General features: G+C 51.9%; 9 protein-coding genes. 7 read left to right on the plus strand and 2 right to left on the minus strand.

Going from position 1 to position 14,396, the window contains the following annotated elements; genetic code table 11:
• Nucleotides 1-209 precede the first annotated feature (209 nt).
• The gene (locus ACO1NT_RS17530; protein ID WP_449050036.1) at nucleotides 210-683 is read right to left on the minus strand and encodes a GAF domain-containing protein; all 474 of its coding nucleotides are present in this window, start codon (nucleotides 681-683) and stop codon (nucleotides 210-212) included.
• Nucleotides 676-4,353, minus strand: coding sequence for a phosphoribosylformylglycinamidine synthase (purL, locus tag ACO1NT_RS17535; protein ID WP_449050037.1), 3,678 nt, complete (start codon nucleotides 4,351-4,353; stop codon nucleotides 676-678). Before purL ends, ACO1NT_RS17530 begins: the two co-directional genes overlap by 8 nt.
• Before the next feature lie 78 nt (nucleotides 4,354-4,431).
• Here purL and ACO1NT_RS17540 point away from each other — a divergent pair, with 78 nt between their 5' ends.
• The 7 genes from ACO1NT_RS17540 to ACO1NT_RS17570 all read left to right on the plus strand — a co-directional run bounded on the left by ACO1NT_RS17540 (nucleotide 4,432) and on the right by ACO1NT_RS17570 (nucleotide 14,378).
• On the plus strand, nucleotides 4,432-5,286 hold the full coding sequence (locus ACO1NT_RS17540) for a helix-turn-helix domain-containing protein (protein ID WP_449050054.1): 855 nt from the start codon (nucleotides 4,432-4,434) through the stop codon (nucleotides 5,284-5,286).
• 101 nt (nucleotides 5,287-5,387) lie between these two features.
• Entirely contained in the window at nucleotides 5,388-6,542 is a 1,155-nt protein-coding gene (locus ACO1NT_RS17545; RefSeq protein WP_449050038.1) for a hypothetical protein, read from the plus strand.
• A complete protein-coding gene (locus ACO1NT_RS17550; RefSeq protein WP_449050039.1) occupies nucleotides 6,539-7,432 on the plus strand; it encodes an SMP-30/gluconolactonase/LRE family protein in 894 nt (297 codons plus the stop codon). Before ACO1NT_RS17545 ends, ACO1NT_RS17550 begins: the two co-directional genes overlap by 4 nt.
• Nucleotides 7,433-7,536: 104 nt before the next feature.
• Nucleotides 7,537-9,012, plus strand: coding sequence for a Gfo/Idh/MocA family protein (locus ACO1NT_RS17555; protein ID WP_449050040.1), 1,476 nt, complete (start codon nucleotides 7,537-7,539; stop codon nucleotides 9,010-9,012).
• Nucleotides 9,013-9,426, plus strand: a complete 414-nt coding sequence (locus ACO1NT_RS17560; protein WP_449050041.1) for a c-type cytochrome — start codon at nucleotides 9,013-9,015, stop codon at nucleotides 9,424-9,426.
• Between the two features lie 83 nt (nucleotides 9,427-9,509).
• Nucleotides 9,510-12,743 carry a glycosyl hydrolase gene (locus ACO1NT_RS17565; RefSeq protein ID WP_449050042.1) on the plus strand — a complete coding sequence of 1,078 codons (3,234 nt, stop codon included), beginning with the start codon at nucleotides 9,510-9,512 and terminating at the stop codon, nucleotides 12,741-12,743.
• Between the two features lie 15 nt (nucleotides 12,744-12,758).
• Nucleotides 12,759-14,378 (plus strand): beta-N-acetylhexosaminidase, encoded by a 1,620-nt coding sequence (locus tag ACO1NT_RS17570; RefSeq protein ID WP_449050043.1) that lies wholly within the window; start codon nucleotides 12,759-12,761, stop codon nucleotides 14,376-14,378.
• Nucleotides 14,379-14,396 lie beyond the last annotated feature (18 nt).

A 14,396-nucleotide genomic window follows, 5' to 3' on the forward strand; every position in this document is an offset into this window, starting at 1 on the left:
CCAGCTTCTTTCTAAGTTAACGCCAACTCATGACCAACTTTTGCCGTAACGCGAAGTTTATTCACAGGTAATAGGTGTTTTCTTGGGGTTTTCCCCTATAAAGTCCCTAGGAAGTCCCTATAATCTCCCTATGATTTCCCCGAAAAGATAGGAGTTAGTAATAGGTGTTGATGAAGTAAAAGAGAAGAAATGCACGCTGTGGGACGAGGCTATCGAGAAAGCAGTGCGGCGACTTTAGTCAGGTATTCCACATCCGTCTCATCGAAATGGTTCAGGTATTCGCTGTCCACATCCAGCACAGCAGTCACGTCACCGTGCTCCATGACAGGGATGACAATCTCTGATTTGGATTGGGTGTTGCAGGCGATATGCCCGGGAAATGCATCTACATCGGCTACGACGAGCGTCTCCGCCCGTTCCCACGCGGTGCCGCACACCCCTCTACCTTTGGCGATACGTGTGCAGGCCACCGGCCCTTGAAACGGACCCAATACGAGCTCATCGGCCTTCACCAGGTAAAAGCCTACCCAAAAGAAGTTGAATTGGGTTTTAAGAACCGACGATATGTTTGCCATATTGGCGATGAGGTCGGTCTCACCAGCTATCAATGCCCCAAGTTGGGGGAGCATCGCTTCGTACTGTTCTGCTTTCGACCCCTGGACGATGTTAAATTCTTCAGCCACGGCGATTGATGTTTTCGCACCATTTGCGTGCATTGACGAATGCTTCCAACCAAGGTGACACTTCATCACGGCGTCCGGCCGGATAGTGCGCCCAATTCCACTGGAAAATAGAACGCTCGATGTGTGGCATGGTTACCAAGTGGCGGCCACTGGCGTCGCAAAGCATCGCCGTGGCAAATGCCGACCCGTTGGGGTGATGGGGGTACGCTGTATACGCATATTTGGCCGCAATGTGATAGCGATCCTCACCATACGGAAGGTCGAATTTCCCTTCACCATGTGATATCCAAACCCCCAAGGTACTGCCCGCGAGGGATGATAACATCACGGAGTTGTTCTCTTGCACGGTAACAGACACGAAATTGCATTCGTGCTTGTGCGAATCGTTATGAAGCATCTTGCCGTGTACGGCATGGTCGGGGTTGATGAGTTCCAGTTCCATGAACAGCTGGCATCCGTTGCAGATACCGATGGATAAGGTGTCTTCTCGCGCAAAGAATCGTTCAAGCGTTGTTTTCGCTTTTTCATTGTAGAGGAAAGCCCCTGCCCACCCTTTGGCAGAACCTAACACGTCCGAGTTGGAAAAACCGCCCACTGTGCCAATAAATTGGATGTCCTCGAGCGTTTCCCGGCCAGCGATGAGGTCGGTCATGTGTACGTCCTTCACGTCAAAGCCGGCTAGATACATGGCGTTCGCCATTTCGCGTTCTGAATTGGATCCCTTTTCACGGATAATGGCCGCTTTTGGGCGGGGCTCGCCGGCATCGATAACCGGTTTTCGGCCCGTGAAGTGTGTCGGAAATTGATAGGAGAGGGACTGGTTTTTGTAGTTCTTATAACGTGCCTGTGCCAGACCGTTTTTGGTCTGTTTCTGGTCGAGCAAAAACGAGGTCTTGTACCACGTGTCCCGAAGTTCGCTGATACGGAATGTAAAGTGGTCATCACCGTTGGCGAAGACGACGTCGTCACCGTGGCGCACGGAACCGATTTTAATGGCGGTTACTCCTGCATTTGCGAGCTGTTTTTCAAAAGCGTCGTCGTCGGTTGCCTGTAGCACTACCGCAATGTTTTCATTGAATAGTACCTTTACGGTGTCGGTTTCATTCAGGGCAGTTAAATCGTATTGGGCGGCGAGGTCCGTATCGGCGAAACAGAGTTCCAGCAGCGTGGTTACCAAACCGCCGGACCCCACATCGTGGCCCGCGGCAACCAAACCGCTTTTAATCAGTTCCTGAATGGCATTGAATGCCGTTTTGAAATATTCGGCATCTCGTATGGTGGGCGCTTCGTTCCCGATTTTGTTACGTATCTGCGCGAATGAGGATCCACCAAGCTTAAAGGCGTCTTTCGATAGGTTTACATAGTATATCGAGCCTTCTTTTTTACTCAATACGGGTTCCACCACGTTTGTGATATCGGTACAGTTACCGCCGGCGGAGATGATGACCGTGCCGGGCGCGATGACATCCCCATCGGGATACTTCTGTTTCATGGAGAGGGAATCCTTACCCGTCGGGATGTTGATGCCCAGCGCAATGGCGAAGTCAGAACAACCTTTTACCGCGTCGTACAAGCGGGCATCCTCACCTTCGTTGTTGCACGCCCACATCCAGTTGGCCGAAAGGGATACCCCCGCCAGTCCGTTTTTGATAGGTGCGAAGACCAGGTTTGACAGGGCTTCGCCGATCGCATTGCGCGATCCCGCCACCGGGTCGATAAGGGCGGATAGCGGCGCATGGCCTACGGTGGTCGCTACCCCTTCGGTAGAACGGTAATCGAGCGCCATTACGCCCACGTTGTTTAGGGGCAGTTGCAGGGGTCCCGCGCATTGTTGTTTGGCTACGCGGCCACCTACGCACCGGTCCACCTTGTTGGTAAGCCAGTCTTTTGAGGCTACGGCTTCCAGTTGCAATAATTGATTGAGGTATGCTGGAATATCTTCGATACGGTAGTCCACTGCCTCATAATCACGGGATACCCGCCGATCTGTCATAACCGTTTTGGGTGAAGATCCGAAAAAATCAGATAGCGCATAATCAAGCGGTTTCTCACCGGTGGTGCCCGACTGGAATATGAAGCGTTGGTCGCCTGTGACTTCTCCAACAGTGTACATGGGTGCCCGCTCGCGGTCGGCGACCGTTTGGAGCTGCCGGAGGTCGCCCTCGCCGATGATGAGGCCCATCCGTTCCTGCGATTCATTGCCGATAATCTCCTTGGCCGAAAGGGTGGGATCGCCCACGGGGAGTTTATCCAAGTCGATATGCCCACCCGTCTCTTCCACCAGTTCGGAGAGGCAGTTGAGGTGTCCGCCGGCCCCGTGGTCATGGATGGAAACGATAGGGTTATGGTCTGCCTCCACGAATGCGCGGATGGCGTTGGCAGCACGCTTTTGCATTTCGGGGTTCGCGCGTTGGATGGCATTCAGCTCGATGCCCGAGCCATAGACACCGGTATCAGCAGATGACACCGCCGCCCCGCCCATGCCAATGCGGTAATTTTCGCCACCGAGTACCACGATTTGGTCGCCATTTTTTGGGGTATGTTTCTGGGCCTGTCCGGCTTTGCCATAACCTACACCGCCGGCCATCATGATCACCTTGTCGTACCCCAGCTTACGGTTGGCTTCTTCGTGCTCGAAGGTCAGTACCGATCCGGCAATAAGTGGCTGGCCGAATTTGTTGCCGAAGTCTGAGGCCCCATTAGATGCTTTGATAAGGATATCCATGGGTGTTTGGTACAGCCAGTTCCGTTCGTCCATCGCTTGTTCCCACGGACGATAGGCAAGCAGCCGTGAATAGGCCGTCATATAGACTGCGGTACCGGCTAGCGGCAGGGCGCCTTGTCCACCTGCCAGGCGGTCGCGGATTTCTCCACCCGACCCGGTGGCCGCACCCGAAAAGGGTTCCACGGTGGTGGGGAAATTATGGGTTTCCGCTTTCAGGGAAAGCACGGAATCAAAATCTTTTTCAGTATAGAAGTCGGGCTTGTCGGCCGACTTGGGCGCGAACTGCGTAACGCGGGGCCCCTTGATAAAGGCAACATTATCTTTATATGCCGAGACGATTTCGTTTGGATGGGTCTCGGAGGTTTTTCTGATTAATTTGAACAGCGACGAAGGTTGTTCCTCACCGTCGATGACGAAAGTGCCATTGAAAATCTTGTGTCGGCAGTGCTCGGAATTGGCCTGCGAGAATGCAAACACCTCGGAGTCCGTCAGTTTTCGTCCGATTTTATCGGAGAGCTGGTGGAGGTACTCCACCTCTTCGGGGCTTAGCGCCAAGCCTTCCTGCTTATTGTATGTATCGATGTCGTCGATTTCTGTAATGGGCTCCGGCGATATATGGATCGTGTATAAGTCCTGTGTCAGCCCGGCAAACTTCTGCGAAACCATCGGGTCGAAATCGGTGAAATCACTGGCGACCGGCGTATACTCCTCAATACGGATGATGCCACGGATACCCATGTTTTGGGTGATTTCGACGGCATTGGTGCTCCAGGGCGAGACCATGGCGGCACGGGGCCCCACGAAGTGGCCCGCGAGGGTGTTCCCCTCTATTTGAGCGGCATGTCCAAAAAGCCAGTTGAGTTTTACAATGTCTTCAGCTGTCAGTGCTGATTCGGTTTGAACACCGTAAACGGTGTTTTTAGGGTTCACAAAGAAATGGATCATTAGCGTTATCCTCGAAGCATAGAATTCCTTGTGCAAAGATACGACTAATAATATAATTATACCCTATTTTTGCTGGTGATGGTACCCATAGCCCGCTCCATACCGATTTTACCAACCCAATCTTTCGCGGTGAAGCACCTTCGGGGCAATGATTGCGACATTCCGTATCATATGCACGATGCACACGAGCTTATCTTCATCCGGTCGGGTTCAGGTAATTTCTATGTGGGCAATGCCATCCGACGGTTCCAGGCGGGCGACGTATTCCTGCTTGCACCGGGGGTGCCGCATTGGTTCAGGTGTGAACGGCCGGCGGCCGGTCCATCGAATGCGTACGAGTTCGTCGTGCTTCAGTTTTACAAATCGTTTCTAGGCGAGCAGTATTTCGAGCTGCCCGAACATGGACGGCTCAAGCGGATGTTCGGCACGACAGGGCTAGCGCTGTCTTTTAACGGTCTGACAAAGGATATGTTGGCCGAGTGGCTTCTTTCCATGCCGCAAGCGATCGGGCAACGGCGATTGATGTTTGTACTTCGGATATTGGCCACATTAGGTAACGACCCCGACAGCACGACCCTCCACCAAGCGATCGCCACAGATATCGAATTGGGCGGCAAGGAACAATTGAACCTCATATATCATTTTGTTAGGGAACATCTCAGCGAACGGATTTACCTGGAAGATGTGGCAACGCAGCTACACATGAGTGTGCCGACGTTATGTCGGTATTTCAAGCGGTGGACCGGACAGACATTTGTTGATTTTGTGCAGGAAATGCGGATCGAACAGGCTTGTGAATTGCTTAAGGCTACATCCTTGCCTATCCGGATCGTGTGTCGGGATAGCGGGTTCCATTCCATGGCCCATTTCATCCGCGTATTCAAGCGGTTTAAGGGACTGACCCCACATCGGTTTAGGGAAGCCTTTACATAATCGAGGGGTGCATTTGAGCGCAAAAGGCTATCGGCGGGTGGATAAGGTCGTATAATAACCGACCATCATTGAAAGCCAGGAAAAATTGTAATTTAGCGAGCATGAAAAAACTAATTATACTGGCCATACTTTTTTCCCTATTTATATTACGCGCACAGTCGCAAGACACGAATGTACCCGCTAACTGGCCTGATTCCATTTACACAGGAAAGCAAAGCCGGATGCATGTGCAGGGTGTAGCCGTTGACCAAGTGAATGGGCACGTTTATTTCTCGTTTACGGACAGGCTAATTAAGATGGATCTCTCCGGGAAATTACTAGGCAGTGTAACCGGTTTTTTAGGCCATCTGGGTGATTTGGAATTCAATCCTGCTGACGGCAAAGTGTATGGTTCGCTGGAGTATAAAAACGATGCCATTGGCAAAGGAATCCGTAATACCTTGGGGGTGGAGCATTCGGATGAAAGCGGTTTTTACATTGCCATTTTCGATGTTGCCCAAATCGGGCGCCCTGACATGGATGCGAATACAGAAGACGTGTTCAGTACCGTTTATTTGTCGGAAGTTGTAAAAGATTACGAAGCCCAAGTTCAGGTGGGGGATAAAATGAGGCCACATCGCTTTGCGTGCTCCGGCATAGACGGTGTCACCTTCGCCCCGGCAATGGGAAGTGCTAACCGGCGTAAAATGTACCTGTATGTAGCTTACGGCGTTTATGGGGAAACCGACCGGGATGATAATGACCATCAGGTTATCCTAAAATACGATGTTGCAAATTGGGACAAATATGCCAAACGCTTGTCGCAAGGTAATCTCCATCATTCCGGGCCGACAAAACCCATGGAAAAGTATTTTGTAAAAACGGGGAATACCACATATGGCATTCAAAACCTTGCATATGACCCCCATTCGGGAAACTTGTTCGCTGCGGTATACCGTGGCAAGAAGGCGCAATTCCCGAACTATGATTTATTTGTAATCGATGGCCATGCTAAACCCAGCAAGAGCCGGATATCGTCCAATCGTGAAGCGATAAAAGTAAAAGCCCTTTCTTTATTGCAAGCCGGGCCGAAAGACCCGGATACCGGTATAAGGGGGTGGCACTTTAAATGGGGAGCCACGGGATTATGCCCGCTAGGCAATGGATTGTTTTATATCTCGCACCCTTTAAAATCCCCAGACGGGCAACAGCAGAGCACGATTTATCTATATGAATGGGTTGGGGACAATGAAGGAGCTTTTACCAGAATCAAATGAGCGGACAGCAAATATATCAGATTTTACCCATTGAGCCGGCGCAGCTCGGTGAAGGACCGGTGTGGGACGACCAGCTTAATAGGCTATTTTGGGTAGATATTGTCAATGGCCGAATCTTGGTCTGGTATCCCGAAACCAGCCAGGTAAGAACGTTCAATTTCACCGGTCAAATTGGTGCGGTGGCACTCACATCCCAACCGAACCGTGTAATAGCGGCAACCGATAAGGGGTTTGCAATGCTCGATCTGTATACGGGCAAAAGAATCGATATAGGAGACCCGGAGACAGACCTGCACGACAATCGTTTCAACGACGGGAAATGCGACTCGCGCGGCCGCTTTTGGGCGGGCTCGTTGAATGAGGAAGGCCGTAATGACGCCGCGTTGTATATGTTGGATCCATCGGGCACTATTTCCAAAAAAATAGCAGGCGTATCATGCTCCAACGGCTTGGCATGGTCGTCAGATGACCGTACATTTTATTATATCGATACGCCTACCCGGCAAGTGGTGGCATATGACTTTGACGTGGCTACGGCAGCGATCACAAATCGCAGGGTGGCGATTGATGTTGATCCAGCGGACGGCTTGCCAGACGGAATGACGATTGATTCAGAAGGCATGTTGTGGGTGGCGTTGTGGGGTGGCTGGAAAGTGGTACGGTGGAACCCACACACGGGAGAAAAGTTGCAAGAGATTAAATTGCCCGTTTCGCAGGTAACTTCCTGCGCTTTTGGCGGAAAGGACCTTAGGGACTTGTACATTACTTCCGCAAAGAAAGCACTCACTCCAGCAGCGCTGGCGGCCGAACCTCATGCCGGTGCGTTGTTCGTCGTTGGCGATATCGGCGTACAAGGGGTAGCACCCGCACGAGCAATTTTAGGTTTATAGCCCTCGGTTTGCACTTTTATGTTAGCTTTGCGTAGTCAAGTACAACGTAAAACGTGTAGATAGACCATTTTAAGTACAAAATTGTTAACCAAAGTTATTGATTGATGGAGAAACATCATGCAACCAAAGCGGGCTCAACCCGTAGAGACTTTATTAAAGCTGGAGCGATGGCTGCGGCTGGCTTTATGATCGTGCCCCGGCATGTATTGGGGGGCGCTGGATTTATTGCCCCCAGTGATAAATTAAATATTGCCGGCGTCGGCGTGGGTGGCAAAGGCCATTCAGACGTGATGAATGCTTGGAATAACGGAAAGGAGAATATTGTCGGATTGGTCGACGTTGATTTGAAAATGGGTAAGAAGACCTTCGATAAATTCCCCAATGCAAAGCGGTACCAGGATTACCGGAAAATGCTGGATGAAATGGGGAAGGACATCGACGCGGTCATTGTGTCTACGCCCGACCATACCCACGCGATTGTTGCGCTCACCGCCATGGAGATGGGTAAGCACGTATATGTCCAAAAGCCGCTGGCCCACAGTTTGCATGAAACGCGGGTGCTGACAGAGGCAGCCAGGAAATATAAAGTAGTGAGCCAGATGGGAAACCAAGGTGCCTCCAATCCGGGTCAACTGCAGTTGTTGGATTGGTTTGACCAAGGGTTGATCGGCCCTGTACATGAAGCACACGTTTGGACAAACCGGCCCGTATGGCCACAAGGTATCCCATTCCCCACACAAAAGGATCCGGTGCCCGACTATCTGGATTGGGACCTGTGGGTGGGTCCGGCCGAGTGGGTTGATTACAGCCCCGCTTGGCATCCGTTTAAATGGCATGGTTGGTGGAACACCGGTACCGGCGCCTTGGGCGACATGGGTTGCCATTTGATCGATTCTGCCTTCCGGACGCTCCGGTTGGGCTATCCAAGCGAGGTCGAAGCAAGCGTTGGTCAGGTATTCATTAAAGATTGGTCACCGGAATATATTCCCGAAGGTTGCCCGCCATCGTCGGTCATCCAACTTAAATTCCCCGAAACGAGCCACAATAAATCGGAAGTGAAACTGAACTGGTATGATGGCGGTATCCGTCCGTTCCACCCGGACCTGATTCCGGCAGACGAACCGTTGGGAGATCCCGACAGCAGCAACGGCGTGATGCTGATCGGCTCGAAAGGGGTGATTATGTGCGGTACGTACGGAAACCATCCCAAGCTGTATTTGAAAGGCGGTGAGAAGCGCACCATGCCGGAAGGAGCATTCAAAAATCAATATTCGGATCTCCCGGAATTTGGCCACCAGGTGGCTTGGACCGATGCCTGCAAAGCCGGCTTCAACAGCAAGGATCATAAAGCATTGACCTCATCATTTGACTATGCAGGCCCACTGAGCGAGACGGTCATCATGGGTAATTTAGCCATCCGCAGCTATATGCACCGGGAACCCAACGCAGACGGTGAAGGGTACAGCTTCACGGGCCGTAAACGCTTGCTATGGGATGGAAAAGTGCAAAAAATAACCAATTACGAACCCGCAAATCAATTCGTGAAGCGTAAGTACCGGGAAGGCTGGAGGCAGGTGTAAGTGGGTTTCGTTATATGGCTGCTGGTCGCGTTTGCCTTCAGTTGTTCGTCTGGCCCTGAGCAGCAGGCAAAACGCTTAGCGGACGGCCAACAGAAACCGGCTATCGTAAGGTTGGCGGGCGACATCGATGTGTCGCCGCCATCCGTTACGTTGAATAGGGGGGAAGTACTGATATCATATTCCGATTGTGCTACCTGTCACAAGGCAGCCGACCGGAAGCGTGGCCCCGCATTTCACGACATCGCCGCCCGGTACCCGATGAATAGCACCTACATTGACATATTAGCCAAGCGGGTCATCTTGGGTACGAAGGGCGCCTGGGGCAACGTAGTCATGCCCCCACATCCCAATGTTGCCGAGGAGGATGCCAAAACCATGGTAATGTATATCCTATCTTTAAATGCAGGGGGCTAACGCCTTCCTGTAGCATGAAGGTACAGGATGTCTGTTTGGAAATAAAAGCCGTTTTTAGCAACTGTAAACTTAACAGTAAGCTGATGAAGACTTTTTTCCGACCGCTTTTGGGCATTTCGATAGGTGCATGGCTGACCCTCTCCTGTACACCCAGCACCAAACAGGCCGACTGGGATACGATGGCTAGCGTATTTGCGGAAGCGCCTGACTCCATACAAACTACTGTCTACTGGTACTGGATTTCCGACAACCTATCCAAAGAAGGGGTGATCAAAGATCTTCATGCCATGAAACGCGCTGGAATCAACCGCGCATTCATAGGCAATATTGGGTTAAGCGATCTGCCTGACGGATCCTATGGCAAGGTAAAACTGTTTACGGACGAATGGTGGGATATCCTGCACACGGCATTGAAAACGGCAACCGAACTTCATATAGACATCGGTATCTTCAATAGCCCGGGATGGAGCCAATCGGGAGGACCATGGGTACAGCCCAACCAAGCCATGCGCTACCTGGCAGCAGCAGATACGTTGCTTGAAGGCGGAAAGCCATTCAACAGCCTGTTGCCCGCCCCGCAGGGTGACTTCCAGCGCGTGGATGTGCTTGCATTCCGCGTGCCCAAAGGATATGGGGTTTCGCTGGCAGACCTCAACCCGAACATACAGTCGACAGCTGGGCATTTGCCTGCGAACCTAATGGATGCTAACCGCGGCACGGAAGTGAAGGTTGCGGGAGGTGAGCCGACCACCTTTACTTTCTCGGTGGATGAACCGTTTACGGCCCGTAGTTTAACGGTGGTTCCAGCGCAGCGGAATATGGGCTTGGGGATAACGCTGGAAGTGGAAGAGAACGGTGCTTTCCGTACGGTGCGCTCATTTGATATCGACCGTACCAACAATAATTTGAATGTGGGGTTTGAGCAATATGCCCCCGTATCGGTGTCGTTTGATGCGGCCGCCGGCCGCGTGTTCCGGTTGGTTGTTGATAACGTGCGGGGCGATGCCGGCATCGCTGAGGTGGAACTTACTGCCACCCCCCGAGTGGAGCGTTTCAAGGAAAAATCTTTGGCACGTATGCATCCCACGCCTCTCCCTTACTGGCACGATTACCAGTGGGCCCCACAGGCGGAGCCCGAAGATGCAGGCTATGCCATTTCGCCGGATAGCGTACTCGATCTTACCGATCGTGTAGACAGCAGTGGTGTTTTGCAATGGGATACCCCGCAGGGCGAGTGGTTGGTTTTGCAGACGGGCATGGTGCCCACGGGCGTAACAAATGCGCCAGCTAGCCCCGAAGGCCGCGGGCTGGAAGTGGATAAGATGAATCACGAGCATGTGCTTAAACATTTCGATGCCTTCCTTGGCGAAATTCTCCGGCGGGTACCGGCTGAAGACCGAAAAACATTCAAGGTGGCGGTGCAGGACAGCTACGAAACGGGTGGGCAGAACTGGACCGACGGATTTGCCGATAAATTCAAAGACGCATTTGGCTATGACCCCACTCCTTATATTCCGGTGTTTTATGGATATGTGGTAGGGAGCCAGGATCAATCCGACCGTTTCCTATGGGATGTACGACGCTTCGTTGCCGATAAAGTCGCCTACGAATATGTAGGTGGCCTGCGCGACGTGAGCCATAAGCACGGGCTGACGATATGGCTGGAAAATTATGGCCATTGGGGCTTTCCGGGCGAATTCCTCCAGTATGGGGGACAGTCGGACGAGATCAGCGGTGAGTTCTGGAGCGAAGGGGAACTAGGCGACATCGAGAACCGAGCGGCCTCTTCCGCAGCCCATATTTACGGAAAAAATAAGGTGTCGGCAGAATCGTTTACCGCTGGCGGGAATACGTTTGGTCGCTATCCGGCCATGTTCAAACAACGTGGCGATCGCTTTTTTGCGGAGGGGATCAATAATACCTTGCTGCACGTATATATCCATCAACCGTATGAAGGTAAATTGCCCGGCGTGAATGCTTGGTTCGGCAATGAGTTCAACCGCCTAAATACATGGTATGACGACATGGGCGGTTTCATTGATTACCTGAAACGTTGCAACTACCTGCTCCAACAAGGGCGTTATGTGGCTGATGTCGCTTATTTTATCGGAGAAGATGCACCTAAGATGACCGGTGTGCAAGATCCGGCCCTGCCCAAAGGGTATTCGTTCGATTACATCAATGCAGAGGTGATACTGAACCGGTTGACCATGAAAGATGGCCGGTTTACCCTGCCCGATGGCCTTTCTTACCGGATACTGGTACTCCCAAAGCTGGAAACCATCCGCCCGGAAGTATTGCATAAAATCGAGCAGCTGGTAGAAGCCGGGGGCATCATCCTCGGCCCCAAACCCACGCGGTCGCCCAGCTTGTCTGATTACGGTAACGCCGATCAGACGGTACGTGAAATCGCCGATAAACTATGGGGTGGTGTCGACGGCAAGCAACAGACCGAACATGTGTACGGCAAGGGGCTGGTGCTCGATGGACTGGATCTGGCCGAAGCACTCGACAAGGCCGGTATAAGTCCCGATATAGCAATGAAAGAAAATGATCCGATCGTATTCATCCACCGTACCCTGCCCGATGGCGATATTTACTTCGTTTCTAACCAGCGGGATGCCAAAGTTGAGATAAGCCCAACGTTCCGCATGACAGGTAAACAACCCGAACTGTGGGATGCGGTACACGGGACGCTACGGGACCTGCCGGAGTATACGCAAGAAGGAGAAGGTACCACCGTGCCGTTGGAATTGGAGGCTTACGAGAGCGCATTCATCGTCTTCCGCAAAACAGGAACGCCTGCGAACGGGCAGAATTTCCCCGATGCCACCGAAGAGGTGCCGGTATCGGGGCCATGGCAGGTCACCTTTGTGAAGCCCGATTCCACGACATTTACGCGCCAGTTCGATGCGTTGGTAGATTGGGCCGTACAAACGGATACTGCTGTGGCTTATTTTTCCGGCAGTGCGTATTATACGAAAGACTTACCCGCTGTGCCATTGGCGGATAGCGGCCGTATTTACCTCGATCTGGGCAGCGTAACGGCCTTGGCTAAGGTAAAAGTGAACGGCCAGGATGTGGGTGGCGTATGGACACCCCCTTATCGCGTGGATGTCACGGATGCTTGGCAAGAAGGGAACAACACGGTCGAGATCAAGGTAGTCAATACCTGGGCGAACCGCCTGATAGGCGACTTGCGACTGCCGGAAGACCAACGTTCTACATGGACCATCGTAAACCCTTATACCGCCGAAAGCCCCTTGCATCGCTCAGGGCTGCTGGGGCCGGTTACCATTGAAGTACACAATCGATAAATAGATAATAGCGCAATGATAGTTATCAAAGGAAATATCAAGTATTTACTGGGACTGTTTGTCGCCCTTGCCGCATTGGCGCACTCGCCCGTTCACGCCCAGTATGTTCTGCCCAATCCACAGCACCTCGAAATACAGGATAAGCGCATCCAACTGTCTACCGCCGTCAGGGTATATCTCGACAAAAGAATCCAAGCCGATAGGGCGTATGTACGGGAATTGCTAACGGAGGTCGGTTTTGAGCCTATTTTTGAACGGCGCAAGCAACGGGCCGATATCGTGATGCAGTACGACGAGGGGAAAGCGGGAGAGGCATATGCGATCCGGACGGAAGAGTTCGGCCGCGGCTACACTGTCCAAGGGTACGCAAGTACGGCTAACGGCTTAATTTATGCGCTGCAAAGCCTTCGCCAATTAGCCAGGAAGAATGGTGACGAGCCCATCGTCGAGCTGCCTATGTTTGAGATAGAAGATGCCCCCTATTTCGGTTGGCGGGCGTTTATGCTCGACGAGAGCCGGCATTTTCATGGCAAGGAAACCGTGAAACGGTTGTTGGACGAGTTGGTACGCCTCAAGTTTAACACCTTTCACTGGCATTTGGTGGATGATCCGGCGTGGCGTATTGAAATAAAAAAGTACCCGTTGCTAACGGAAGTTTCGTCCAAGGGCGACCATACGCATATGACCAAAGGAATTACGCCAGCAAAATGGGATAGTTTGTACCATGGAAAACCGGGATCGTTCTATACCCAGGATGATATCCGCGAGATCGTTAAATATGCAGCAGTCAGGGGGATACGGATCATTCCGGAAATAGAAGTGCCGGGGCATGCCTCCGCTGCGATTTATGCTTATCCGTGGCTGGGCGCGTCCAGCAGTGCACTGGGCAAACCAGTCCACGGTGATTTATATAATGTGACCGACCCCCGCGTAGAGCAATTTTTACACGATGTACTCGATGAGGTCATCCGCCTTTTTCCGGGCGGTATCGTTCATATCGGCGGTGATGAAGCGAATTACGATCATTGGCGGAAATCGGCAGATATCAACGCATTCATGGCGGCGAATGGCTTACCTACCTATGCAGATTTGCAGGTTTGGGCAATCAATCGGATGTCACGGTATATCTCTTCGAAAGGATATCGGATGATTGGCTGGAATGAAATCACCGGTGATAATATACGTGGAGAGGCACATATCGAGGCCGGTAAATCAGAACGGCTAGCCGAAGGAACAATCGTGCAATTTTGGGATGGGGACGTGAGCCTTGTGAACAAGGCAATTTCCAAAGGATATGACGTGGTCAATTCGAACCGGTTTTTCACCTATTTGGATTATCCCTATGAAGTGACACCACTTGAGAAGGCATATTCGTTCGATCCGATACCCGACGGCATCGCGACGAAAGACCGCCATAAAATTTTGGGGCTGGGATGCCAGCTATGGGGCGAGTTTACACCGACGGTAGAGCGGTTGAACTTCCAGGCGTTCCCGCGGTTGGCCGCATTCGCCGCAATCGGGTGGGTGAGTCCCGAAAGGAAACTTCCTTACGAGGTGTTCCTCCAGCATTTCCAGCCTATCGAGGCCATATGGAAAGAAAAAGGGTATTTGAAAGATCAATTAGATAAATATTAATGCATTAAAAAAGCACAG

It is taken from the genome of Parapedobacter sp., assembly GCF_053550995.1.

Bases quoted from the DNA above. Each gene is read 5' to 3' on its own strand.
- ACO1NT_RS17570 (WP_449050043.1), top strand. From the start codon at position 12,759: ATGATAGTTATCAAAGGAAATATCAAGTATTTACTGGGACTGTTTGTC.
- purL (WP_449050037.1), bottom strand. From the start codon at position 4,353: ATGATCCATTTCTTTGTGAACCCTAAAAACACCGTTTACGGTGTTCAA.
- ACO1NT_RS17555 (WP_449050040.1), top strand. From the start codon at position 7,537: ATGGAGAAACATCATGCAACCAAAGCGGGCTCAACCCGTAGAGACTTT.
- ACO1NT_RS17565 (WP_449050042.1), top strand. From the start codon at position 9,510: ATGAAGACTTTTTTCCGACCGCTTTTGGGCATTTCGATAGGTGCATGG.
- ACO1NT_RS17540 (WP_449050054.1), top strand. From the start codon at position 4,432: ATGGTACCCATAGCCCGCTCCATACCGATTTTACCAACCCAATCTTTC.
- ACO1NT_RS17550 (WP_449050039.1), top strand. From the start codon at position 6,539: ATGAGCGGACAGCAAATATATCAGATTTTACCCATTGAGCCGGCGCAG.
- ACO1NT_RS17545 (WP_449050038.1), top strand. From the start codon at position 5,388: ATGAAAAAACTAATTATACTGGCCATACTTTTTTCCCTATTTATATTA.